Here is a 24,825-nt window from a genome sequence, read left to right on the forward strand (position 1 = left end):
TTATTTCACTAAAAGAATGTTTTGGCAGATTATCTGTCAGCAAGGAGGCTTCTCATGACAACTTTGACAAACGAGATGAAACAAACCGTGACAGACATCTTTGAACATCTGCACGCCCATCCAGAAATCAGTTGGGAAGAGACAAATACGACGGCTTATATTGAAGATCTATTAAAGAAAGCAGGCTGTAAAACGAGAACATTTGAAGACTGTACAGGGGTAATCGGTGAAATTGGGGAAGGCGCACCAGTGGTTGCTGTGAGAGCCGATATTGACGCCCTCTGGCAGGAAGTAGATGGCGTTTTCCAAGCCAACCATTCATGCGGACACGATGCACACATGACGATGGCACTTGGGACATTCATGGCATTGAAAGAAAAAGAACTCCCAAGTGGCACGATCCGATTCATTTTTCAGCCTGCCGAAGAAAGAGGCGGCGGCGCTTTAAAGATGATCGAAAAAGGTGTGTTAGCAGATGTCGATTATTTATACGGGGTGCATGTGCGCCCAATTCAAGAAACCTTAAACGGACGATGCGCTCCTGCCATTTTGCACGGATCAAGTAATCATTACGTCGGGACCATTCTAGGGGAGGAAGCTCACGGTGCACGCCCGCACCTTGGGGTCAACGTCATCGAAGTTGCATCTACGCTTGTGCAGAGACTGGCACATATCCATGTCGATCCACGAGTCGCCCATTCTGTGAAAATGACCAATTTAAATGCAGGCGGCGGCAGCTCAAACATCATACCTGGCAAAGCCTCTTTTACACTCGACGTTCGGGCACAGACAAACGAAGTGATGGATGAATTAGAAAAGGAAATTGAAAGAGCATGCCATTCTGTAGCGGATGCTTTTGGCGCCTCTATCACACTTTCAACTGATCATCGTCTTCCAGCTGCGACATTAAATGAAGAAGCTGTGGAGATCATGTCACATGCCATAGAGCAAGTGCTAGGCAAAGAACAGCTCGATCCACCGATCGTAACGACAGGCGGAGAGGACTTTCATTTTTATGCAGCAAAGCTTCCTCATATTAAATCGACGATGCTCGGTTTAGGCTGTGATTTAAAACCAGGGCTACACCACCCTTATATGACATTTGACCGCTCTGCCATTTTTACCGGTATTGAGATTTTGACGGAAGCTGTATACGAAACACTTCAACAGCATTCATCGTAAAATAAAAAAACCACCCGTCTTTTCTGAAGCGGGTGGTCTCCTTTATTTTACGCATTCACATCTGTCATTGCCGGGACATTGATTTCTTTGACACAGGACACCCTGGATAGATGAATAACACATCTCGCCAGCTCGACAATATCTTGTACAGGTATTCTCGTTTCATCATACAGAGCAATGGCTTTTTCAGCGCCATCTTCGTACGGAACTTCTGCCGCCAGCTCTCCTGGATTGATACAGGTAACGGATATTTTATCTTTCCTTACGTGCTCTCTTAGTGCGTTCACAATACCACGAAGCCCAAATTTAGAAGCAACAAAAGAAACCTGAGGCAAATTCGTATGGTCAAGTCCCGCAGTAGAACCAATGACGATGATCTTTCCATTCTCAGATGTCCTTACGTGCGGAAGCAGAGCTTGAATGTAGGTAATCGTTGAGGTAACGTTCACATTGATTAAATGAGCGATATCCTCCGGTTGATCATGATCGAAAGAATAATCATCTTCAAAGCCGCGTTTCTCCCATAAACCTACGTTATAAATGAGTACATCAATTGTCTGATCCTTCAATGCTTCTAGCATAAAAGGGATATGGGTTTGGCTTGATAAATCGATCTTCAGCCAGATTCTACGCACCCCATCGTCTATGTTCAAACTGCTTGGTTCACTTCGTGACACAATCCATACTGTATCTCCACTTGAAGGAAGACCTTTTACAAAGGCATCCCCTAATCCTTGACTCGCACCAAATATGATATAGTTTTTACTCATGCTTCCTCCTTCATGGCTCACTTACGAGCTTCCATCCATACACCCATTCATCTGTAAGCGTTTTATACCTATATCATACAGTGTCTTATACATGCCTGCCCCTTTTATGCTCATCTTCACTTTCTAAATGGCCTAGCTTCCTTATTTCCTTTAATTCCGCTGGTAACGCACGCTCTTCTATAAAGCTTTTGATCATGTCGACAAAAAGTTCTTTCTTTTCAAAAGTAAACGTATGTCCAATGTCAGGAACGATGCCCCCCGCTGCATTCGGGTGTGCATTCGTGATTTTTTCTGCTGACCTAGTCATAATGCCCTTTTCCTTTTCTCCCACTGTCACAAGAATCCGTGCCTTCGCTTGTTGAAACGTGTCAGGGAGCTTGTAATGAAGATTTTCTTGAAACATCGTAAGCAGCGTCTTCTTCTGCAATTGTTTGGAATCCGCTGCATAATGATCCAGTACATCGTTTGGAAGTCCCATCTTTTCTGCTTGCAGCTGGATGAACCAATCTTTCTTTAATAACGGATATGTAAGAGGTAAAATGGGCCTTACCATCAAATAGAGCCATGGTAATGGCAACACAAGGGCGCTATTGATGATGGCGATGTCTGCGATGTCTGGCTCTCTCGATAACACATCAACGGCTACCTGTGCACCTAGAGAGAAGCCAATTAGAATGACTGTACGGCCATGTGCATGCTCCTTTATCCATGAAATGATTTCAAGAGCACTTCCTCGCATGGAAAACGACGTTTCATTTGCTCTTGTCCCGTGTCCGATAAAATCAGGGGTATAGCATTCATACGTTTCCTTGAATATTTCCATATGCTCCTGCCACATCCAGCTGCTTACGCCTCCACCGTGCAGGAAAATCATCATTGGTTTTTCCACCATCGACAACTCATCCACCATCCTTATATATAAGAAAAAGCAGTCGCTTTTTGAGCAGACTGCTTTTTCCATATGCTCCCTTCTATTATAAGGGAACTGTTATACAATTGGCTATTTTTTCAAATCTTCGATCGAGTTGACGTTTTTCATATAAGTCGGAACAACGAGACCCATGCGAAGACCCTTCATACTTGTACCGAGATCATCATATTTTCCTTTAAACTTCGCTGCATACGTTTTATGCGTATTTGGAAGCCATGCAGATAATGATGCATCAGCACTTCCGGTTGCAATTGCTGTCCACATTGGGCCCGCTTCAACCTGAGTCAAGGTCACTTTAAAGCCAAGTTCACGCAATACCTCTGCGGCCACATTGGTACTTGCAATCTCACTATCCCACGCAACGTAGGCAAGATTGATTTTGTCACCGTTTGACTTTTTCACGCCTTTTGTCCATTTCGCTACTTGATCTTTATGCTTTTTCACATATTTAACAGCAGCATCCTTTGGTTTGACGCCATCCTGAATATCAAGCATCACTTCACCCATGTCATCTTGAGACCATTTAAACTGACTGAGCATTTTGGCTGCTTCCGGCTGATCCTTCGCAAATCCTTTACGAGAAATGGTGTGAATTTCTTCTTCGTCACCATATGATTTTTTCGGATCATCTAAATATTTCAAATCGTAGCGGGAAAACATCCAGTGAGGATTCCAGCCAGTGATGATAATCGGTTTTTTACGGTCATACGATTTCTTCAATGTCGCTGTCATCGCTGCACTTGAGGCAGATACAACCGTCCAATCCTCTAAACCGTAATCCTTTTTCGCTTGATCGGTTAAGGCCATAATACCTGAACCCGGATCAATCCCGATAATCGTTTTATTGACCTGCTGTGCTGCACTTGCATTTGAATCTGATTGTGCACCACAAGCGGCTAGTAAAAAGACAAGCAGGGCGGTCATCCCAATGTAGAGAGACTTTTTCCACATTAAGCATTCCCCCTGGTTTTTTTCGTTTTAATGTTTTGTGTAATACGATCCAGTGTAATCGCTACGATAACAATGGCAATACCAGCTTCAAAACCAATTCCTGTTTTCAGCTGCGTTACTGCACTATATACTTCCGAACCAAGTCCTGGTGCACCAACCATTGCCGCAATGACGACCATGGATAGAGCAAGCATGATACTTTGGTTAATCCCAGCTAAGATGGTTTTTGTAGCAAGTGGAAGCTGAACTTTGAACAAACGCTGGAATGTCGTTGAACCAAAAGCTTCTGTTGCTTCAATTAAATCAGATGGTACTTGTTTAATCCCAAGAATGGTCATACGAATCGTTGGCGGCATAGAGAAAATAACCGATGCCACAACCCCAGGAACAACTCCAATATTAAAGAAGAAGATCGCTGGTAAAAGGTATACGAATGCAGGCATTGTCTGCATTAAGTCTAAAATAGGTGTGACAATTTTACGCACTGTTTCCTTCTGTGATGCCCAAATACCGATCGGAACCCCGATCACGATAGAAATGACCACAGCTGTCAGAACGAGCGCAAGTGTTTGCAGCATTGGCTGCCAGTAGCCTAAATAGTCGATCAGTAAGAATCCAATAAGTGTGAAAAGAGCAACTCCTCTTGTACTGATCCACCAAGCAATGCCGGCAAAGATAAGCGTTAAAATAATGGATGGAATGACGCCAAGTGCAGCTACAATACCATTTACTGTTCCAGCTAATCCATTTGTGATGCCATCAAAGAAACCACCAAAGGTTAATGTTAACCAGTCAACAAATTGATCGATATAATCCGCGAACGGAATTCTAGGTAAATCACTCATACTAAACATCTTATTCTACCTCCTGTGCAGAAGGCTCTTGTGCTTTAATTTCCTCTAGCTTGTTAGAAGACATGTTGATATATTCATCATTACCTGATAATGCACCAATCAATGCACCTCTGACCACAATACCCTTCATTCTGTTTTTCTCATCTACAACGGCAATTGGAATGTTCGCATCAGACACCGCGTCAAAGATCTCTGTTAAATACGTTGATTCCAATACTGTCGTAAATTCTTTATCAAGAACAGTTTCTAGCGACGCACCCGTTTCTGCCGCTTTTTTCGCTGCTTGTGCAGAAATAACACCTAATAAATGCTTTTTCTTATCTACTGCATAGATAGACGAAATACCAAGGTTCTTCATGAGCGTGAGCGCAACACGTGCCCCTTTATCAATCTGAACTGTTTCTGCACGTTTCATAATATGACCAGCGGTTAATACTTTAGAAAGGTCTACATCTTCAACGAAACGTTCAACATACTCGTTCGATGGGTTCATCAGAATTTCTTCTGGTGTTCCGATTTGAACGATATTCCCGTCTTTCATGAGGACAATGCGGTCGCCAATACGAAGCGCTTCATCTAAATCATGCGTGATGAAAATAATTGTTTTTCCTACAGACGTATGAAGCTCAAGCAATTCATCCTGCATGTCTTTACGAATTAATGGATCTAGTGCGCTGAATGCTTCATCCATTAACAAAATATCAGGGTCATTAGCTAGTGCACGTGCCAATCCAACACGCTGCTGCATACCGCCACTTAATTGATTTGGGTACTGCTCTTCAAAACCTTCAAGTCCAACAAGCTTTAAAGATTCAAGCGCTTTAGAGCGGCGCTGTTCTTTCTCTACACCTTGCAATTCAAGCCCGTATTCTGTATTCTCCAGAATGGTACGATGCGGGAACAATGCGAAGTTTTGGAAGACCATGCTGATCTTTTTCCGTCTAACTTCACGCAATTGATCCTTTGACATATTTGTTATCATATCCCCATCAATATAAATTTCGCCGGAGGTTGGTTCGATTAACCTATTTAGCAGCCGCACAAGTGTGGACTTTCCGCTCCCTGATAGCCCCATGATGACAAATATCTCGCCGTCATACACATCAAAATTTGCTCGATTGACACCAACTGTTGCGCCGGTCTCTTTTAGGATTTCTCTTTTTGTCTTCCCTTTTTCAAGCATTTGAGATGCTTTTTTAGCATTTTTACCGAAAATTTTAGATACATTATTTATCTTGATTTTGATCTTTCTCTCTTCAGAATTCATTTTTTCCCTCCAAATTAGCATCTTTATAACCGTAACATAAGCGTTATGATGCGAACAATCTTTAGAATTCGCTTATTTCCGTACAATATGTATGAATTCCATATAGAGGTCTGGTGATTACAGTTTATACGCCGTATTACTCGTAAATCCTATAGAATGCTTCATAAACTACATATTTTACGGGGTATTTTCTCTCATCAGACAATATTTTACTGGAAATTCCTTATTGTGCTAAAAAATAAGTCGAATCCTTGTGATAGCGGACTTTTTCTTTCATGGGTGAACCATGCCCCTGAACAGGATTTACCCGAAAAAGGTCACATAAAAACCTTTTTCCTCAAATTTTAATCAAATTCATGAAAAAAACTGCCTGCAACTTTCGTTACAGACAGCCTGTTTTTTTAGGACTCTAGGGCAGCTTTCTTAATATTATCTTGAAGCTCAAGCATACGTTTTGTTCCGTCCTCACGTAATCGTTTGTTTTCTTCTTCAATCTGCTTCGTCTCTTTCATCCCTTGTACAATCGTATTAAAGGATGATTCGATCGTTTCAATGTCGATGCTTGGACGACCTGATAATTTAGCAATCTCAACACTTTGACTTGAGATATTTTCAGCATTTCGTTTCAGCATTTCATTCGTTCTTCTGTCCAGTTCACTCATGGAATCAGCCACAAGCTTTTGTCTCTTCACTGTCACCGCTTGAATAATTCCATTTTTGAAAATTGGAATCGTAATGATGAAGGCAGAGTTAATTTTCCCGATTAATTTCGTATTACCACGCTGTAGCAAACGGATTTGCGGTGCCGTTTGAAGTGCCACCATCCGTGCCATATCAAGATCATATACACGCTCTTCAAGCGCTTGAATCCCATTACGAAGCGTATCCAACTCCATTTGTGCCAGCTGGTTTCCCCCCGCCGCTTTTTCTTCATAAGAAGGAACCAATTGTTTTAATTCTTCGATCTTCATTTGCCCTGCGACGACATACTTTTCAAGCTCCATATAGTATTGAATGTTATGCTCATACATTTCTTCAAGCGTAACCGTCGATTTGGTCATTTCATCTTTGTATTTACTGATTTCCACATTGATTTTTTCAATTTCTGCACCGAGCGTTTGATATTTGCTGAATATCTTTTCGATCATGCTGCCGCCGCGTTTAAAGATTTTTGACAACAAACCACCCTTCGGCTCGTCAAAATCATTTTTATCAAAACGATCCATAATTTTTCCAAGCTGTGTAAGCATCGTTCCTGAGTCTGTGACACTTGTTGAACGCATCATAGAGAGAATACGGTCAGAAAACTTAGAGATTTCGACAGCCGGCTGTTTTCCGTATTCAAGCAGTTCAAGCTGATTTTTGGCATCAATCTGTCTCGCAATGTTTTGGACTTCTGGTTCATTGCGCAGCTGAACGCGAATATCGTCTGCCTTTTCAATCGTGATTTCCTCTTTATCAATTGAAATGATGTCATTTCCGTTTGTATTTGTCATAAGCTTTGATCTCCTTATCGGTTTTTAATGGATTGAAATAACTTTCTCACAATAGACGGCTCTTTAAACTCTTGGTTCATGACCATTTCATCAAGCCAATGTGTATCAAATAATTGATCGTCTATATACCGCTCTATACACTGATAGCCGGCGGGATGATAGACGAAGAGATCCACACCCATTTCATTTAGGAAAATCAGGGCAGCCGCATCAGAACGAGTCAGCTCACCATTATATTCCGTATGGTATAAAATCACTTTCGGTACAGTCTGGGCATAATCAAAGGTTTGAATGAGTTCAATTACATCTTGGTTCATATGCAAAAGCTGCTTGAATAAATAAATACGCACATCTAATTCGGTCTCATGGCCTTCTTTTAACAGCTTCGGATGCTGACATATGCGAGAAATGGCCTCTGCGATCGCACGCTGCGTGCCCTCATATAAATGCGAGAACTGCCACACATTGCTTTTCATTACCAAATCAGGGTCAACCTCTCCTGCTTTAGAGAGTGCATGCTGATAATGAAATTGATAATTCGAAGACACTTCTTGTGTGAAAGGGAAATGACGAATCGTTTTCGTTTCTTTCCCCTCCATTAGCGTGTGGATACGGTCCCAATATTCTCGCTTGTCTCTCGTCACCCCCATCATCTTCGCAAAAAGATTCGGAATCTGTATGGTGTCACGGTCTGCTTTGAAATTCGGGCGGATAAACGACCGTTCCTTCGCAATTAAAAATAGCTCATCATACGTTGTCTTTAGCGTAATAGAATGAGGGGTATGATCTCTGAATTGCCATGGCTTATACAGCATGGAATCTTCTGTGTGAAGTACCTCTTCAAGCTCTCTTGTCGAACGGTACGCCACCGTTGATTTCCTCTCAGGCTTTTCAGTAGGGAACGGTTCAAGCTTTGACGTCCCTGGATACTGATCAATAAAAGTCAGCTTTTCTTCTGGATCTAATTCACGAAATTGATCCTTGCCTTCTGGATGAAACAGCACCACATCACAGCCAATCAGCATGACATAGTAAAGAAAATAAAGCTGACTTTTATTCGCCTCTCCATACCAAATGACAGCTGGCATTTTTTCTTCCATATTGCCTTCCTTCAGCCATTGTCCTAGATGATTATTTGAAAACTTCACCACATCTAGCAACACACGGCGGAAATCAGGATGCTGGAATCCCCCTTCATGCAGCTGCTTGAAATGTTCAAACACCTGAATTAACGAAAGGCGAATATGCCGGTTCATCACTGGGTTTGGATGACGGACAATGAGCTGTTCACCGTCTAAGAAAGCCACAAATCGATTCACGGACAATCCCTTTTCTTCCTGATTGATCATATGAATCCGCTGGAGCGCTTGAAAGTGCTCCGGCTCAATATGACGGTTGAGGGTTTCACTTAAAATATGCATGCCGTCAGTTTCGTATAATTCATGTAAATAAATAAAATAATCGGTTGCATCATGCGGAGTTCCAAGGACACGGGCGGCGAGACGCGGCAAGGATAAGGTGTGCTCGTCCTTGACGTAGCCGTCTCGTTCAGGGAGCGGCTTTTTCAGCAGGTTTTTCCAGGCTTCCTGTTTCGCCCGTGTCTGGGTTACGTTGATTTCTTTATAACTCACGCCGCTCCTTCCTTTCTCCTATATTTTCTCGAAAGCTACTACTATCATATCATTCAGCCTTCTACTTCTGCTATCGAATCGAAGGCTTTTTTGCTGTGTTCATCTTCTTTGCGACAGAAGCGGCGATTTCGTCTGCCGCCGCCATGCCAGAGGCTGTCGTCGGTTCAAACGATAGCTCAACATCTAAGACTTCCCCATGACTCGGAGCGAAGCCTTTATCTGCTTGACGTATGAGATCAGCATCTAACAAGGAGTCGCCCGCACCATATACATATTCAAGGTGTAGCCTTTCTTTTAGAAAAGCAACAGCAGCCCACTTATTGAGCGGCTTTGGAATAAAATATAGCTTCCGGCCCTGAAGGGAAACTTGCCAGCCTCTCTCCTCACCCCACAGCCTTAATTCAGCAAGCGGAATATGAGAAAGAAACTCGTCTTTCATAATTAAATAAAGAAATTTTCCCTCAGCTGTTCGAGTACGTTTCACCCAAGCGGCAACCGGAAGTTCAGAGATCGCCCGCAGCATATCTCTCACCGGCATACACTCTTGCAGTCTCTCATCTACAATCGCCTGCCACTCCTCAAGCGGCTTGCCGTGATGAAGGATACAGCCGCCGTTTGTCGTGACGGCATACTCTGGTTTGATCTCTTGCTGAAAGAGAGTGATTCGTTCAAATTGTGCTGTCGTTCTTGTCGTCACTGGGATAAACCAACCTGCTTGATGAATTGCCTGTAAGGATGCTTTCGTTTCAATCGACACATAGGAAAGCGGCCGGTCGTCCAGCACCTCAATTAATTCGTATGCTCCCTTGTATGCATACTGCTCCAGCATTCGATGTGAGTATATCAGTGTCCGGTCTAAATCACTGGCAAATGCGATATTCTTCATGACGATTGCTCCAACGGGCGGATGAGCCCGCAGCATGTGTAGGACATGTTGGCATATTCAATGACGGGCACGCCTCTGTCCTCTGCGAGTAGTAAAATGTGCTTGAGCTTCTCCCGAGATCCAGGCTGAATGAGTATTTTCCAAGGGACTCTTCTGAGCAGCACACGGGTCGTCTCACCGACGCCCGGCTTAATCAAATGCGTATTGTCAATTTGGAACTCCTGACCAATCGCTTCAATGGAGGTCATCCCTCGCCAGTCAGGAGGCGTTCCTTTTGCGAGCAGGGTCTCTGCTTTCTCTTTTACATTTGCATCAAGTTCAGAAAACGCTTCTTCAATTGTATTGACATACAAATTAGAGACATCCTCATCAATGAGCTCTTCATAATACTTGGCCCCATGGAAATCATCGGCATGGATCCAGCGGTTGTTTAGCACCGTTCGACTAACTAGGCCAGAGACCGTTGAATTCAAGCAGGCACTTGGAATGAGGAAATCCTCTCTCGTTCCGTAAACACTCGTACAATAACCAGGATCAGCAAGCACAGCTAGCTCACTCGAAAGACGAATTCCATATTTCTGTTCAAAATCGAGCACCGCTTTTTGAAGCTCTTTGGAAATAGCACCCTTTCCGGTCCAGCCGTCAATAAAGGCAATCTCAAAACCTGGATGTTCTTTGAGTATATAATGCAGCGCATTTTCATCTATTCCACGATCACGAATAATAGAGATGCTATAATGCGGCAAATCGAGACCATATGTCTTTCTGATATACCGTTTAATGAGCACCCCGATTGGTGTCCCAGCCCGTGCCAAGCTGCACAGAACGGTTTGAAATCCTCGCTTTTTCACAATTTGTTCTGCGACAATCGCTACGGCTTCCGCTACCTTTTGCTTACTTTTTTCAAGAGATTGATAGAATAAGTCCATATAAGATGCCGTCGGCTTATATTCAATTGGCAGCATTTCTGAGTAATGGGCACCGCTTTGAATAGAGAGCTCCCGCTCTTCTGTACTTTTCTCCATCTCAATCGATGATAAATCCTTGAGTAAGAAGGTTACGTCCTGCTCTGGATAGCTTCCCATCTTTGTATACACGTTAGCCATTCACCTTCACCTCATCTGATAAAGTCACAATATGCACATGCTTCACATGCCGCTCGGCAAATAAGTGGATCAGCGGCATCAAAGCTTCTTGAGACACCTTTTTCTCAAAAAACAAAAAGACATCATCGTACTGATCTTTAGGGATATTGTACACGTAGTGCTGAATGCGAGCATCCTCTGGACTCAAAAATGCGAATCCGTTTTGAACAGCGTACCCTTCCTTTTCAACCGGATGAATCGGACTTCTTGTCGTCGAATGAAAAAGGACACCTTCGCCCATATGAGCTGCAAGTCTCATCGGCACATACATCAATTCTCCTGTTCCTAAGCAGAGTGTCTGTTTTCCTTTTCGTTCTCGCTGAAGCTTCAGCCCAGCCTCAGTAGCTGCTTGATCAATGGCGTCCGTGTCCACTGCGCTTAAACCGAAACGACCTGTTTCATGGATATACGGCGAATGCCCCGCCGGATTGACTGCATGGGAAAGTGAATATGGCACTTGCTTAAAGAAGGATTGAAGAGAATGAAAAGAGAGTTCAGGTCTTTTCTCTTGCGCAGCAATTTCATACGAATAAGCAGGCTCATCCAGCGTTGTCCCCCGAAACATCATCTGCCCTTTTAATAAAGATAATGATGTGATATTTACCCCTAGCTCCTCTTGAAGCTGAAGCATCGCTTCCTCGTGCTCCTCTGTTCTCCAATCTAAAATGGATAGAATCGTATAAGAGGATCTAGGGTGCTTTGCGTGCAGATCCCGAATGATATTCATATTTGTCCGGCCTGTCGTGACCTCATCATCTACTAGCACAATCGGGCGATCCGTCCGAAGTAAGGCGTCATCTGCGTAGCAAAGCTGATCTGTCGCATGAGAATGTTCCTCTTCAAATACGAGTGAAGGATCAAGATCCAACAGCTGTTCACGTGTCGTATGAATGTAAGATGCTCCTTCTATGACGTCATACACACCATGACCAAGCGCTGTTGCCGTTTCAGCAAAGCCGATCACAATCGGCTCGTTTACCGCCGAAAGCTTCTCTTTTTTGAGCGCAGCATAGGCTTCAGTTAACTTAACATGATCATTCGTTTTTAGTGCTTCTACTACATCGTCTTGATGCGGGGGCGTCTTGCCTGTTTGTTCTTTTGCATAAGCCATTGCCAAAAGACCTGAGACGAGGAGTGGCTTCAACGGGTGAACAGGCATATGTTTCCCGAGCACCTTGCTAACAAATAAAAAGGCTCTCTTTTTGTTCACCCGTGCCGCCATGTCAAAAAGATGTTCTTTTTCAAGCTGAAGCGTACCCTCTTTGAGGTTAAGCTCCACCTCCATATGTTCCAAGATGTTCAGCGTATGCGGCTTCTGATTCTGTGAGTATGTCGATATAGCTTCTATTTTCATGAAACACCCCGTAAATGTCTGACTTCATTAAAATGTTTTCCGCCCAGCGATAGTGCGGCTTCGTTTCGTTCATTTTATTAGAAAAGGTACTCTTCATCACGCCGACTGTACCATCTGCATGCTCTAAAATACTTAATGCATCCATGTACTCTTCCTTTGTGACAACGTACATGCTTTGAACTGGCTTGAGATGCGTTGGATGGATGACTGTCTTGCCATGAATACCGTTTACCACATCCAGCCTTGTCTCTTTGAGCAGACCTTGCATATGATCGAGCTCAGATGATAAAGACTCACCACTCTTAGAAATTGCACGGATGAATGGATTTTGTTCTTTTCGTGCCGGTCCAAAATGCTCCCATACAGCTCCTGATATCACAAATGAACGACCAAAATAATTGATGATATCTGTGATCAACTCAGCAATGACTCTGATCTCATAAATGGTGGTCTCGCGATCACGGCGAATGCCGTACAATCCACACAGATCCGTTGCCCCAATGCGAATATTCAAAATATATTCCTCATCATTCAGCATGATCTGCTTTAACTCAGACAACACCTGATATCTCGTTTCTTTTTCTAATAAATCTGGTGTTTCTAAAATGGGCATTCCGTATAGTGTTTTCTGAGTTTGTGCTGAAGCTCGTTTCAAACTGTCTACATATTCCTTTGCATTGTGAACGGAGCACTTTGGAAACACAAAACCAGTCAGTAAATGAAGAGAGGAACCGAGCAAATCTGCCATTTTGAGCAGCTGTTTGGGCGAACGAACCCGAATAAATAAAAGCGGCAAATGCTCAGCCATTTCTGGAGATTGATGAATTGTCTCAGAAAGGCAGGTCAATTGTGCCACTATATTCTGTTCAGCCATGTCCACTTCCTGATCACCAATGGCGTCCTCCAAGCAAAACACAACAGAGCAAAGCGCTTCATATTTCTGCGAAAGCAGCATGTCTGCTACATCCTGTCTTGTCGCAGGCATATACAAAGTAGCACCTAATGCATGCGCAAGTACATGCCTTGGCGTCAATGAATGAACTGCCGCCGGCCGCTTAAAAAAAATATCGTGCTGCCTCGTCTCTGATAAAAAACGAAAATATCGCATGCAGTGCCACCTCCTGTTGTAATGACTTGATGATTCAAAAAAGGATGGAGCCGCTAGTCAACTCCATTCCTTTTTGATCGTCCTATTCTTCTTTTGAAGCCGCAGCTTCGTTTGTTACACCTTGATGCTTCTTCTTATTGATTTTATGAACAATAAACGTTCCGATAAACGCTAGGATAATAATCGCAAAGAATGCGAGATGCGGGATTTCAATATGAGCAGCACTTAAGCCCATTTTGATGGCAATAATTCCAATGAGAATAAATGCCGTATTCTCAAGCTCTGGTATACGGTCGATGAGCACAAGGAATAATTGTGCCACTGTACGCATCATGAGAATTCCAAGCATTCCACCTAAAAGAAGAATCCATACTTCCTCAGATACAGCGAATGCAGCAAGAATACTATCTACCGAGAAGGCAAGGTCCATAATTTCTACAGAAATAACAGTTGCCCAGAAGACGCCAAATACACGAATCATCCAGCCTTCTTTTTTCAATTCCTTCGCTTCGTCATCTCCGTCACCTAACCAGAAGTGCTTAATGACCAGCCAAGCTAAGTATGCAGCGCCTAGAACCTTAATCCACCAAAACTTAATAAGCAGCATCCCTACGCCAATGAATAGAAAACGGAAGAAATAAGCGCCAATTAATCCGTAGGTTAATGCCTTTTTACGCTGCTTTTCAGGTAAATGTTTCACCATAACAGCTAATACAAGTGCGTTATCCGCTGACAACAAACCTTCAAGCACGACAAGGGTCCCAATAAGCCCCCAAGAGACAGGGTCTGTTAATACCTCTGCCCACATATGCCAATCAAAAAACGAGGCATACGTGTCCAACATATGTTTCAAAATGTCCAACTGGTTTTCCTCCTATAAGTGTAGAAGCATCAGCAGGCTTTCGCCTGCTGTTATTCTTGATCGCTGTTTCTTTCTCACTTTGGAAAATACCCTCATATGAGTCATTGGCAGCGCCTCTTGAATGAAGTTGTTTCTTCTCTTTACACTTCTAACCCATAATTTTGACAAAGAGCAGCAAGTCCGCCAGAGAATCCGCTTCCGATTGCGTTAAACTTCCAATCGCTGCCGTGTCTGTATAGTTCGCATACGACGACAGCTGTTTCAATTGAGAAGTCCTCCCCTAAATCAAAACGAATCAATTCTTCCCCGCCCTCTTCATTTACAACACGAACAAATGCATTAGAGACTTGTCCAAAATTCTGGCTACGTGCCTCTGCATCATGAATCGTCACTGTAATTCCGATACGATCAATGTTAGCAGGAATTTTCGAGAAATCAACGAGAATTTGCTCGTCATCTCCATCTCCTTCACCCGTACGGTTATCACCGGTATGAGTAACACTACCGCTTGGATGCTGCAGATTATTATAGAACACGAAGTCTGTGTCTTGTTGACAACGATTGTTTGCATCTACTAAGAAAGCCGAAGCGTCCAAATCAAATTCGGCTCCGCCTGAATATTTATTCGTATCCCAGCCAAGTCCGATCATCACTTTTGTCAGCCCTGGATTGGTTTTCGTTAAATCGACACGTTGTCCTTTTGAAAGCTGAATCGCCATATTCGTATCTCTCCTATCTCCTGAAAATATGAAAACGGGCGTTACCCGATATCTAAGCCGAAGTCTGTTGCAATGCGGGCAAGTCCGCCTTGATAGCCTGATCCAACAGCTGAGAATTTCCACTCTCCGCCATGACGGTATAATTCACCTACAATAATCGCTGTTTCAATTGAAAAGTCTTCTGCCAAATCATAGCGAATGAGCTCTTCATTTGATGCCGCATTTAAAATACGGACGTAAGCGTTAGACACCTGTCCAAAGTTTTGGCTGCGTGCTTCTGCATCATGGATTGTAATGACGAAGGAGATTTTCTCAATACTTGCTGGTACAGTTGAAAGATCAACATTGACCTGCTCGTCATCTCCGTCTCCTTCACCTGTACGGTTATCGCCTGTATGTACGATACTTCCGCCACCGCCAGTTGTTTGATTGTAGAAGACAAAGTCAGATGGAGAGTTTGCTTTCCCTGCTGCATCTAACAGGAATACGCTTGCGTCTAGATCAAAGTCATGTCCGCCATCATACTTGTTTACATCCCAGCCAAGACCTACGACTACTTTTGTTAAACCTGGATTCGTTTTTGTTAAATCAATTTTTTGACCTTTCGCTAAAGAAATTCCCACTAGGAACCTCTCCCTTCTAATTAAATGTAGTTTCTCGTAATATCGGCAAGCTTCGCATCGTTTGTACCATTTCCTACAGCTGCAAACTTCCACTCATTCTCGTGGCGATAAAGCTCTCCAACGATTAATGATGTTTTACCTGCATATTCATCTTTCAAATTATATTTCACTAATTCTTGATTGTTTGAACGGTCAACAATTCGGATGTAAGCATTTTGAATCATACCAAAGTGTTGGTTTCTTCTAAGTGCATCATAAATGTTCACAACGAACACCAATTTATTCACATTGCCTGGTACCTTGCTTAAGTTGACGAGGACTTGTTCATCATCTCCGTCTCCTTCACCTGTCAGGTTGTCACCTGTGTGCTCAACACTGCCGCATTTGCTTTTCAAGTTACCAAAGTAAATCAAATCTTTATTTTCAACAAACTTATCATTTTTCAGCATCAGCACTGAAGCGTCACAATCAATATCAGCACCGCCGCCTCCGCCAAACAGCTTTCCAAGAAAACCGCCACCTTGTGACACAGGGTCCCAGCCAAGTCCAACTAGAATATTGGTTAGTCCTGCTTTTCCTTTTGTTAAATCAATACGTTGACCTTTTTCTAATGTAATCGCCAAATCAATCACTCCTCCAGCATAATAAAAATCTATTTATTAAGCGATGGACCCTATTAAAATCATCATACATGAAAATTCGACAAAATTCATGAAATGACATTGGAGCCTCTTACTCTTTTTTCTATTTACTAGTATATACGATCTATGTATAAAAGAGGTTTCAATATGATGATATTTTTTTAAAGAAAGATCCATGACAAAAATGATTCATGTCGTAAAAGAAGTGTTTCATGTGAAACATTGTCGAATGTTCCCGTTACACAGCCTCTCGCTTAAAAACAGGGCGCGCACCCACTTCATATGTTGATATAGAAAATTCATGTACATAGCTGTGATAAACCCTTTCATTTCCTTCCGTTCATGACTTTCTTTATACTTATGGATAGAATTCAACGTATTGATGAAAGGGTGTTGATGATGCCATCACTTCATATATTAGATCAAGTCGCCATCCCTAAAGGCCAATCCGCACAAGAAACATTGGTTCATACGACAGAGCTGGCCAAGCTTGCGGAAACACTGGGGTATGAGCGGTATTGGTTTGCTGAACACCATAGCACGAGAGGACTCGCGAGTACAGCGCCTGAAATATTAATGGCACATATTGCTTCACACACATCGACATTGCGCACAGGCTCTGGGGGGATTTTACTCCCGCAGTACAGCCCTTTTAAAGTAGCAGAAGTCACCCGCCAGCTTGAAGCCCTTTACCCTGGGCGGATTGAGATCGGGGTTGGTAAATCCCCAGGCGGAATTGAACGGACGAGACTCGCTTTGACAGACGGCGTGAAGAAAGAACTGTCTCAATTTGACCGCCAGCTGGAGGACCTTCTTTTTTACTTATCTGACAGCCTGCCTTCTGGTCATCGGCATGCAGGAGTGAAAGCGGCTCCGCTCATTGATTCTTATCCGCCAGTCTGGCTGCTTGGACTCGGGGAAAACAGTGCCATCCAGGCGGCATCACTTGGAATCAACTATATTTTCGGACATTTTATTCATCCTGCACGAGGCCGGCAAGCTTTTGAAGCGTATCGGTCACACTTTTCTCCATCCGTTTTCTCACGTCAGCCTCAGTCTATGTTTGCTGTCTTTGTGATCTGCGCAGACACAGACGAGGAAGCAAGCCGCATTTCCACCAGTACAGATTTATGGCTGCTTCGGGTTGAAAAAGGGCTGGACAGTCGCGTTCCTTCTATAGAAGAAGCAGAGAACTATCATTACACTGAGCAAGAAAAGAAAAAAGTGTTACAAAACCGCCAGCGAATGATTGTTGGCTCAAAGCAAACAGTGAAAGAACAGCTGCAAATCTTAATGGACCGCTATCAAACAGGCGAGATCATGATATTAAACAATTCATTTGATCCAATGGAAAAGCAGCGTTCCTTTGAACGAATCGCAGAACTATTTTGAAGCCAATCTTTCGTTGGCTTCTTTTTTACATTGTCATAAAAAATGGGAAATGTAACATCGAGATGTCAAAACGCTTCCTTCTGTCATCTGATCGCAAATGTGTCTTCTAATCGTTAGCGAACTGTAAACGCATTGTAGGTGTACCTTTTATATAGTAGAGGTACATATGAAGTAACGGTTTACAATGCTGAGAAGGAAGGAGATGACTGGCCTTGAATAAGCGACTCGACTGGGTGGATGCGGCTAAAGGAATCGGCATTCTGCTCGTCGTTATGGCACATGTACCCATTCCTGATTCATTCAAGCAATTTATATACTCTTTTCATATGCCACTCTTCTTTTTACTATCAGGTATGATGTTTCGATCATCTTCACAACCTGCTATGTCATTTATACAGAAAAAAGCGAAAAGCTTGCTCTTACCTTATCTCTATTTCTCCATTATTACGTACGTTTTCTGGTTCACGGTGACCCGATTTTTCGCCTTTAAAGGGCAAACAGATATTGATCCCTTCGTTCCATTTACGGGAATTTTCATTTCAAATGCCGATGAAGCAAGACTGACACATAACCCAGCCATCTGGTTTTTAACGACACTCTTTTTAGTGGAAATGTTGTTTTTCTTGATGCATCGTCTGACAAAAGGAAAACCAGCTGTATTGATTTTACTGACCGTCCTTTGCGGTGGAGCCGGATATGCTTCCACGCTATTGTTAAACCAGAGTCTCCCTTGGAATGCCAACGTTGCGTTAACGGCTGTTGTGTTTTATTCAATCGGATTTTTAGCAAAACAATGGTTTGTGGAATTAAAAACAGATCCTACCCTTCTGTTATGTACAGGTCTGCTTGTACTGACTGCATATATGCAAAGCTTTAATTCACGAATTGATATGCGGGTCAATGACTATGGAGATCTATTCATTTTTTATGCTTGTGCACTGCTCGGTTCAGCTGCTGTCATTTATTTAAGCTTCAAATTGAAAACGTCCACGATATTGACGTATCTCGGACGTCATTCCATTGTGATTCTCGTCCTGCAATTTGCCGGTATCGATATCATGAAGGCATTTGTTTATTACGGACTAGGCATCAATATCTCTGATACAGCGCAGCTTTCTTGGACGCTCTTTTATACGATCGGTACATTGCTGCTCATGGTGCCATGTATCTCTTTCTTGAGCAAGTATCCTATGCTGCTCGGCAAACCAGCAAAGTCAGCACACCGCTACAAAGAAAAAACATCCGCCGGCTAATGGGGCGGATGTTTTTCTATTATTCATCATTTAATTGAGAAGGATAAAGCGTCATTCCTCCATCAACAAATAATGTAGTACCTGTAATATAGGCCGCTTCTTTCGATACGAGAAATGCAGCGGCGGACCCAATCTCTTTCGGATCGCCAAACGTTCTCATTGGAATTTTCTCAAGCTGCTTTTGTTTTTTCTGTTCATCTTGAAGGTCGTCATTTGATTCCGTTGCCATTGTACCTGGTGCAATCGCATTGACCCGAATACCCGCTTCGGCATAATCAAGAGCCAGCGTCTTCGTCATCATATTCATTCCTCCTTTAGAAGTAGAGTAATGAACATTAAACGGACGCGGGATCTCTTGATGGACACTGGATATATTCAAGATGGATCCTTTCACATCATGTTCCATCATATAGGCAATCGCTGCCTTTGCTCCTAAAAATGAGCCTGTGATATTCACATCAATGACCTTTTGCCATTGTTCCAGCGTCATTTCATGCGGCATTGCTTCTTCACCATTAAATCCCGAATTATTGACGAACACGTCTAGTGCGTTAAAATTCTCCAGCGCGGCATCCATTAACGCCTGAATTCCTTCCTCTTTGGAGACATCTGCGTGTACTTTCACTGCTTGACCCCCATGCTGCAGAATGGCTTGTACCGTTTCTTCAGCACCCTCTTCATCGCCTTTATAATTCACAACCACGTTCATTTGTTCTTGTCCAAATCTCAAGGCGATGGCTTGTCCTATGCCTTTAGAAGAACCTGTCACAATGGCTGTTTTCCCTTTTAAGTCTTGATACATTCTCATTTCCTCCAATCACGTGCTTCATCTTGTTGATACACAATGGTTACCCATTTTGAAAAAAAGAAAAACACAATCCTCTTGAATACAAAGGATTGTGCTGTTCATCAAACTAAAAGGTGTTATAAACATTCTCACATGTTTCAGCTGTGGGCTGGTAAAAGCAATGTGACTTATACCTTGCCACAAACGGCTGATTGTACCAAGTGGATGGACAATTTCCAGGCGGTTTAAAATACCAAAGACTGAATTTCGCAGGCCAAAATCGTTCACCATTAATGTTCCTCCGTGCAAGTGTCTTTTCACTTTCTCGTGCTCGCTGATAAAAATAGCCATGCGTGACCGCCTCAAACGCATGCTCCTGATAAATCATTTGTGGAATCGTACGCAGCCCTTTAAAGTCAGAACAGTTGGCACGCAAACGATTGATGCCTACATTTCCTACAAGCAGCATCCCTTGTTTCCCTTCACCTTCCGCTTCGGCTCTCAGCAGTCTGGCCATTAAATCAATATCAGAGCTTGTCGCTCTTACCACTGCCATACATCCACCTCCCATTCATTTCTCTTTTATTTTATGTAGGGTTTCTGTGTAGATGACTGCCATTTTGAAGGGAAAAGACACATTCCGTGTCGAGAGCCTGTCTAAATACCTCAACATTTCGCTGGACAAGTGTCTCTATGTCAACAACACACAAACCTAGTGATCATACACATCACAGGAAAAAATATTCATTACTAACGACTCATTTACAAGTCATAAAAATCCTTCTATTTGCTACATCTTCTTCAAAAACAGTCATTTGAACCTATTCAATAATCCGACTCAAAACCTTAAAATATAAAATGTTGAGTTTTTACAGGAGATTTCAAACAATAAAATACACATTTCTCCTCTCAACATAGTGTCATTTTTACTACTTGAAGTGGATGAACCTTTCGAACGCACTGAGGTATTGACAGTACTTTCGCTTCATTCTACAGTAAAAAACATACAGTATTTTTCTTTTTGTGCAAAAAGAACGATATGAACTAAAGCTTTCCAATGAAATTCACCATAAAACCCGAGGAGGAAAACATCTCATGTTTAAAAAGAAATTATCCCTGTTTCTTCTGATTTTGTGTGTAACTGTTGTCGCTGCTGCTTGTAGTGGTGGAAAAGACAAAACTGCTGCGAAAGAAAGCGATACAAAAAAATCCCTTGATGCAGCTGAAGTAAAAGTAGAAAGTGCTGAGTACACTTTACCACCTCAATACGATACATCTGTTCAGGATGATCAATATGTCCTAAAAGTGAATGTATCTGTAAAAAACATCAGCAAAGAACCATTGAATGTGGATAAAAGCAACTTTACGCTTTACCAAGATGACGCTCAGGTGTCTACCATCTCTCCTGATGACTACAACGAAGTATTATCTTCAAGCTCTCTAAATGCAGGTAAAGTATCAAAAGGTGGTCTTTTCTATGTAGTTGATAAAGAAAAAGACTATCAACTTGTCTACACAGAGCCTGGTTCTGGATCGAAAAAAGATGACAAAACACTAGAATTCGATATTAAAGGAAAAGACTTGATGAAAAAGGCAGATACACTTCAAGCGTCTGCAAAAGCCCTTTCTTCTTATATTGATGTCATGATTTTTGGTAAGAAAAATGACGATTTCGAAAAACTAACAGGTGATAACAAATCAACTGTCGTAAACGAATTTGATAAATCATTCAAACAAGGCTATATTTCTTCTTCTGGTATTTCATCTAGCTCAGCAAAAGACGAAAACCTTGATAAGCTTCTAAAAGCTGTGAAAGAAACATTAGCTGAAAAATCAAAAGTATCAACGAAAACAAAATCAATCAGCGGTGATAAAGCTGTCGTGACTGTGACACTTACACCAATTGATGCAAGCCCGCTTGTCGATCGTTTAAAAGAAAAAGCAACTGAATTCTACAGCAAAAACCGTACAGCATCTTATGATGATGCACAGAAATATCTACTTTCTATCTATCCAGATGAATTTAAAAAATTAGGACCATCATCTTCTGAAGAAACAGTAGAAGTGAACATGAAGAAAAACGATATCGACCAATGGAAACTTGATTTGAACGACTACAAAACAAGCTCATTGGTTGAAAAGTTCATCAAGAACTAAAGAAAAACCCCCGTTTCCCGGGGGTTTTCTTTAGTCTTTTTTCGATTGATGTCTATATTTGATTCCGACATACAAGCAAGTAAGGAAGAAAATGGTGACCCACACCCACAAGACATTCACCATCAATAATGTGGTGGCTACTACGATCAAAATTGTGAGATCTAGTTTTTTTTCTAGTTTTTTATGGGTGAGAACGAAAATGATTAGTAGAAAAGCGATGAAACAGGTGATTCCATAACTGAAAGCTGCGGGCAATTTTCGCACCTCCTTATTACAAGGCCTATACTGACAAAAGGATACAACATACTATGAAGATGAATTCCCCTTTTCAGCATCATATCCTTTTATGATGTCAATCGGATCAACTGCATCATCTTCTTGTATGTATTCCTCTACATAAGGAGTGATTAATTTCTCGAAACTTTGCTCATCGCCTTCATAGTCAGATGGGAATAAATGTGCAACAGAACTACCTGTTTCTAAAGCTCTATCAATTGCATTTCTCAATTCTATCAGTCCTTTTTTATTCCCTAAAATGAAAGCTTCAAAATGATGTGTTTGCTGAGCATATATATTACATAATCCCAAAACATCATCGTCTTCTACTTGATAACTCATATACAAAACCCCTTTTAAGTAAAATTAAGTAAAATTTTACACGACTGAGCATTTTTATTCTATAACCTCCTTCACATTGTGACCCAATTTTTATCACTCATTTAAACATACAAAACAAAAAACTTGTAGAAAAAATCTACAAGTTCTTCATCTTTATCAATGAAATGATCTTTCTATTTCGCAAGCATCCATTTCTCTTTCATAAACAAACTTCTCACGATGACAAACAAAATCATCACTGTCAGCGCCGAGGAGCCGAGCGTCAGGGCAATCGACATTGGGTCAACGATGCCAAACATCAATTGCTTGCATAGTGCGTGAATATTAAGGAATGGGATCGCAAAGTAATACGTATCTAGCTGCGTAGCGCCTGCTCTCATGGTGAAAAACATCGGAATCACACCTAGTGTAATAATCATGGACATGTACGACTGTGCTTCTTTCACTGAGCTTGAAACGACACTGAGCAGCAGTTCAATCATGGATACCATGAATGAGAAAATAATTAATGCCGCAAACATAACACCGATGATGCTCCACACTTGATCTCCGAAGTTCAGCGCTTGTTTCAGTTTTTCTGTAAAGAGCAATGTAGAGAGCAGCAGCATGCCAATCGCCACAATGCCACTTAATATACCAAACATAGAAACAGCTAGCCATTTTCCAATTAAAAGCTGAAGTCTGCTGGCCGGTGTCAGGAATAAAGCTTCAATTGACTTTCTATCCTTTTCACCTGCTACGATATCAAGCGCAGCTGGCAAAGCACCTGAGATCACGGACGTCACTAAAATCATTGGAAGGAGAATCGACAGCAGCATGGTGGTCACACCGTTTTCTCCATCCCCGTCCTCTCCTTCTTGCACATCAACCGATTGTACCTCAAACGGATGAATCACTGACGATTTGATCTGATCCTGTGCTAAACGCTTTTCTACGACTTGATTTTGATATTGCTCCAGCAATGATTGCAGCATTTGAACCGCAATCACGGAATCATCATCTGTTGGATACCCATGGACTTTAATGGCAAACGATGTTTGATGCTGAAGCATATCACCTGCATCTTTTGGCATTTCTAGATAAGCATTTGCCTCACCGTCTTTAACGGCTTGCTGCGGGTCATCAAATGTTTCAAGTTTCAGGTTTTTCACTTCTTTGATCATGTCATTCATATCGGACGGAAGCTTTTCATTGATTGCGACTGTATACGTTTTATCGCCTGGATCAGCGATCATGCTTTCGTAGAAAAACACGAGTCCGAGCATCGTCAAAAGAGGGATCAACACTGTTAAGAGCAACGTTTTCCTGTCTCTGAGCGAATCTGTCATTTCTTTTAAAAAGACGGTTTTCCACATTATGCATTCCCCCTTGCGAGCTTCGACATAAAGATGTAATTCAAGTCTTCACTTTGTTCCTGTGCATATAATTCTGGAAGCGTTCCTTTGTACACGAGCTCCCCTTGATGTATCATCATGACACTGTCACAAAGCAGGCTGACTTCTTCCATGATGTGGCTTGAAAATAGAATCGTTTTATTTTGCTGTTTCAACTGATGAATAAACTCTCTGAAAATATTACTCGATGTGATATCTAAACCTGTTGTCGGTTCGTCAAACAAAATAATGTCAGGGTCATGAATCAATGTTCTGGCAATCGCCACCTTTTGCTTCATCCCTCTTGAAAATCCTTTTACCTTGCGATCCATGTACTGCCTCATCCCGAATCGCTTTGCCAAATCCTCAATTCTTGCTTTGATTTCATGCTGATCTAAGCCATATAATTTCCCAAAGTATTCAAGGTTTTCACGAGCCGTCAAACGGTCATAAAGTCCCGTCTCGCCGCCAAATAAGACCCCAATTCGCTTCTTCACTTCAGTTGCTTCTTTGACTGTATCAAAGCCTGCAACATTGACTGTTCCATGAGTAGGCTCCAATAATGTCGCAACGGCGCGTAATAATGTGGTTTTCCCCGCACCATTTTCTCCTAAGATGCCGACAACTTCTCCTTCCTTCACTGAGAACGTCATATGTTTCATCGCCTTTACGACTTTTTTCTTATCTGTAAACCAGCAACTACAATCGCTGAGAGTAATCATTTGGTTCGCCCCTTTCGACTATCTACGTCTATGATAGAAAAAATACCGCCTGTCTGACATAAAAATGTCGCGAAACGTCCTTTTTCTGTCTTGAAATGATCCA

General features: G+C 42.2%; 25 protein-coding genes. 4 read left to right on the forward strand and 21 right to left on the reverse strand.

Annotation, left to right across the window (positions count from 1 at the left end; translation table 11 throughout):
* Nucleotides 1–54: 54 nt before the first annotated feature.
* Nucleotides 55–1,182, forward strand: coding sequence for a M20 peptidase aminoacylase family protein (locus N521_RS06545; protein WP_035390537.1), 1,128 nt, complete (start codon nt 55–57; stop codon nt 1,180–1,182).
* 47 nt (nt 1,183–1,229) lie between these two features.
* Here N521_RS06545 and N521_RS06550 read toward each other — a convergent pair whose 3' ends face one another.
* From N521_RS06550 to N521_RS06620, 15 genes are all read right to left on the reverse strand, one after another.
* Nucleotides 1,230–1,952, reverse strand: a complete 723-nt coding sequence (locus N521_RS06550; protein ID WP_007498314.1) for an SDR family NAD(P)-dependent oxidoreductase — start codon at nt 1,950–1,952, stop codon at nt 1,230–1,232.
* 85 nt (nt 1,953–2,037) lie between these two features.
* Nucleotides 2,038–2,844 carry an alpha/beta fold hydrolase gene (locus N521_RS06555; protein WP_231493304.1) on the reverse strand — a complete coding sequence of 269 codons (807 nt, stop codon included), beginning with the start codon at nt 2,842–2,844 and terminating at the stop codon, nt 2,038–2,040.
* A gap of 108 nt (nt 2,845–2,952) precedes the next feature.
* Entirely contained in the window at nt 2,953–3,834 is an 882-nt protein-coding gene (locus tag N521_RS06560; protein WP_008342122.1) for a glycine betaine ABC transporter substrate-binding protein, read from the reverse strand.
* On the reverse strand, nt 3,834–4,679 hold the full coding sequence (gene opuAB, locus N521_RS06565; protein ID WP_024718999.1) for a glycine/proline betaine ABC transporter permease subunit OpuAB: 846 nt from the start codon (nt 4,677–4,679) through the stop codon (nt 3,834–3,836). Before opuAB ends, N521_RS06560 begins: the two co-directional genes overlap by 1 nt.
* 10 nt (nt 4,680–4,689) lie before the next feature.
* A complete protein-coding gene (opuAA, locus tag N521_RS06570) occupies nt 4,690–5,955 on the reverse strand; it encodes a glycine/proline betaine ABC transporter ATP-binding protein OpuAA (RefSeq protein WP_017358586.1) in 1,266 nt (421 codons plus the stop codon).
* A 401-nt stretch (nt 5,956–6,356) separates the two neighbouring features.
* Nucleotides 6,357–7,451 carry a toxic anion resistance protein gene (locus N521_RS06575; RefSeq protein WP_025206695.1) on the reverse strand — a complete coding sequence of 365 codons (1,095 nt, stop codon included), beginning with the start codon at nt 7,449–7,451 and terminating at the stop codon, nt 6,357–6,359.
* A 14-nt stretch (nt 7,452–7,465) separates the two neighbouring features.
* Nucleotides 7,466–9,082 (reverse strand): YceG family protein, encoded by a 1,617-nt coding sequence (locus tag N521_RS06580; protein WP_025206694.1) that lies wholly within the window; start codon nt 9,080–9,082, stop codon nt 7,466–7,468.
* Between the two features lie 70 nt (nt 9,083–9,152).
* A complete protein-coding gene (locus N521_RS06585; RefSeq protein WP_035390542.1) occupies nt 9,153–9,968 on the reverse strand; it encodes an HAD family hydrolase in 816 nt (271 codons plus the stop codon).
* Entirely contained in the window at nt 9,965–11,074 is a 1,110-nt protein-coding gene (locus tag N521_RS06590) for a cysteine protease StiP family protein (RefSeq protein ID WP_035390544.1), read from the reverse strand. The genes N521_RS06585 and N521_RS06590 overlap by 4 nt, the downstream gene beginning before the upstream one ends.
* Entirely contained in the window at nt 11,067–12,398 is a 1,332-nt protein-coding gene (locus N521_RS06595) for a phosphoribosyltransferase family protein (RefSeq protein ID WP_025206691.1), read from the reverse strand. The genes N521_RS06590 and N521_RS06595 overlap by 8 nt, the downstream gene beginning before the upstream one ends.
* Nucleotides 12,382–13,575: an HpcH/HpaI aldolase/citrate lyase family protein gene (locus N521_RS06600; protein ID WP_017358591.1), complete on the reverse strand. Its 1,194-nt coding sequence runs from the start codon at nt 13,573–13,575 to the stop codon at nt 12,382–12,384. Before N521_RS06600 ends, N521_RS06595 begins: the two co-directional genes overlap by 17 nt.
* Nucleotides 13,576–13,657: 82 nt before the next feature.
* The gene (locus tag N521_RS06605; protein WP_008342130.1) at nt 13,658–14,437 is read right to left on the reverse strand and encodes a TerC family protein; all 780 of its coding nucleotides are present in this window, start codon (nt 14,435–14,437) and stop codon (nt 13,658–13,660) included.
* Between the two features lie 140 nt (nt 14,438–14,577).
* Nucleotides 14,578–15,156, reverse strand: coding sequence for a TerD family protein (locus N521_RS06610; protein WP_007498343.1), 579 nt, complete (start codon nt 15,154–15,156; stop codon nt 14,578–14,580).
* Nucleotides 15,157–15,197: 41 nt separating this feature from the next.
* Nucleotides 15,198–15,779: a TerD family protein gene (locus tag N521_RS06615; RefSeq protein ID WP_008342133.1), complete on the reverse strand. Its 582-nt coding sequence runs from the start codon at nt 15,777–15,779 to the stop codon at nt 15,198–15,200.
* Between the two features lie 20 nt (nt 15,780–15,799).
* Nucleotides 15,800–16,402, reverse strand: coding sequence for a TerD family protein (locus N521_RS06620; protein ID WP_017358594.1), 603 nt, complete (start codon nt 16,400–16,402; stop codon nt 15,800–15,802).
* A gap of 417 nt (nt 16,403–16,819) precedes the next feature.
* Here N521_RS06620 and N521_RS06625 point away from each other — a divergent pair, with 417 nt between their 5' ends.
* Nucleotides 16,820–17,812, forward strand: coding sequence for an LLM class flavin-dependent oxidoreductase (locus tag N521_RS06625; RefSeq protein ID WP_035390546.1), 993 nt, complete (start codon nt 16,820–16,822; stop codon nt 17,810–17,812).
* 212 nt (nt 17,813–18,024) lie between these two features.
* Nucleotides 18,025–19,065: an acyltransferase family protein gene (locus N521_RS06630; protein ID WP_017358596.1), complete on the forward strand. Its 1,041-nt coding sequence runs from the start codon at nt 18,025–18,027 to the stop codon at nt 19,063–19,065.
* 19 nt (nt 19,066–19,084) lie between these two features.
* Here the strand turns inward: N521_RS06630 and N521_RS06635 are convergent, their stop codons facing one another.
* A complete protein-coding gene (locus tag N521_RS06635; RefSeq protein ID WP_035390548.1) occupies nt 19,085–19,867 on the reverse strand; it encodes a glucose 1-dehydrogenase in 783 nt (260 codons plus the stop codon).
* 112 nt (nt 19,868–19,979) lie between these two features.
* Nucleotides 19,980–20,408, reverse strand: coding sequence for a cell wall hydrolase (locus tag N521_RS06640; protein WP_008342138.1), 429 nt, complete (start codon nt 20,406–20,408; stop codon nt 19,980–19,982).
* Nucleotides 20,409–20,947: 539 nt separating this feature from the next.
* Here N521_RS06640 and N521_RS06645 point away from each other — a divergent pair.
* Nucleotides 20,948–22,009, forward strand: coding sequence for a DUF4352 domain-containing protein (locus tag N521_RS06645; protein ID WP_035390550.1), 1,062 nt, complete (start codon nt 20,948–20,950; stop codon nt 22,007–22,009).
* A 30-nt stretch (nt 22,010–22,039) separates the two neighbouring features.
* Here the strand turns inward: N521_RS06645 and N521_RS06650 are convergent, their stop codons facing one another.
* From N521_RS06650 to N521_RS06665, 4 genes are all read right to left on the reverse strand, one after another.
* Nucleotides 22,040–22,264 (reverse strand): hypothetical protein, encoded by a 225-nt coding sequence (locus N521_RS06650; RefSeq protein ID WP_017358598.1) that lies wholly within the window; start codon nt 22,262–22,264, stop codon nt 22,040–22,042.
* 51 nt (nt 22,265–22,315) lie between these two features.
* Nucleotides 22,316–22,627, reverse strand: a complete 312-nt coding sequence (locus N521_RS06655) for a hypothetical protein (RefSeq protein WP_035390552.1) — start codon at nt 22,625–22,627, stop codon at nt 22,316–22,318.
* 173 nt (nt 22,628–22,800) lie between these two features.
* Nucleotides 22,801–23,982: an ABC transporter permease gene (locus N521_RS06660; RefSeq protein WP_017358600.1), complete on the reverse strand. Its 1,182-nt coding sequence runs from the start codon at nt 23,980–23,982 to the stop codon at nt 22,801–22,803.
* A complete protein-coding gene (locus N521_RS06665; RefSeq protein WP_007498365.1) occupies nt 23,982–24,722 on the reverse strand; it encodes an ATP-binding cassette domain-containing protein in 741 nt (246 codons plus the stop codon). Before N521_RS06665 ends, N521_RS06660 begins: the two co-directional genes overlap by 1 nt.
* Nucleotides 24,723–24,825: the final 103 nt, after the last annotated feature.

The sequence above is a fragment of the Bacillus sp. UNC125MFCrub1.1 genome, from assembly GCF_000701305.1.
Taxonomy (GTDB): Bacteria; Bacillota; Bacilli; order Bacillales; family Bacillaceae; genus Bacillus; species Bacillus altitudinis.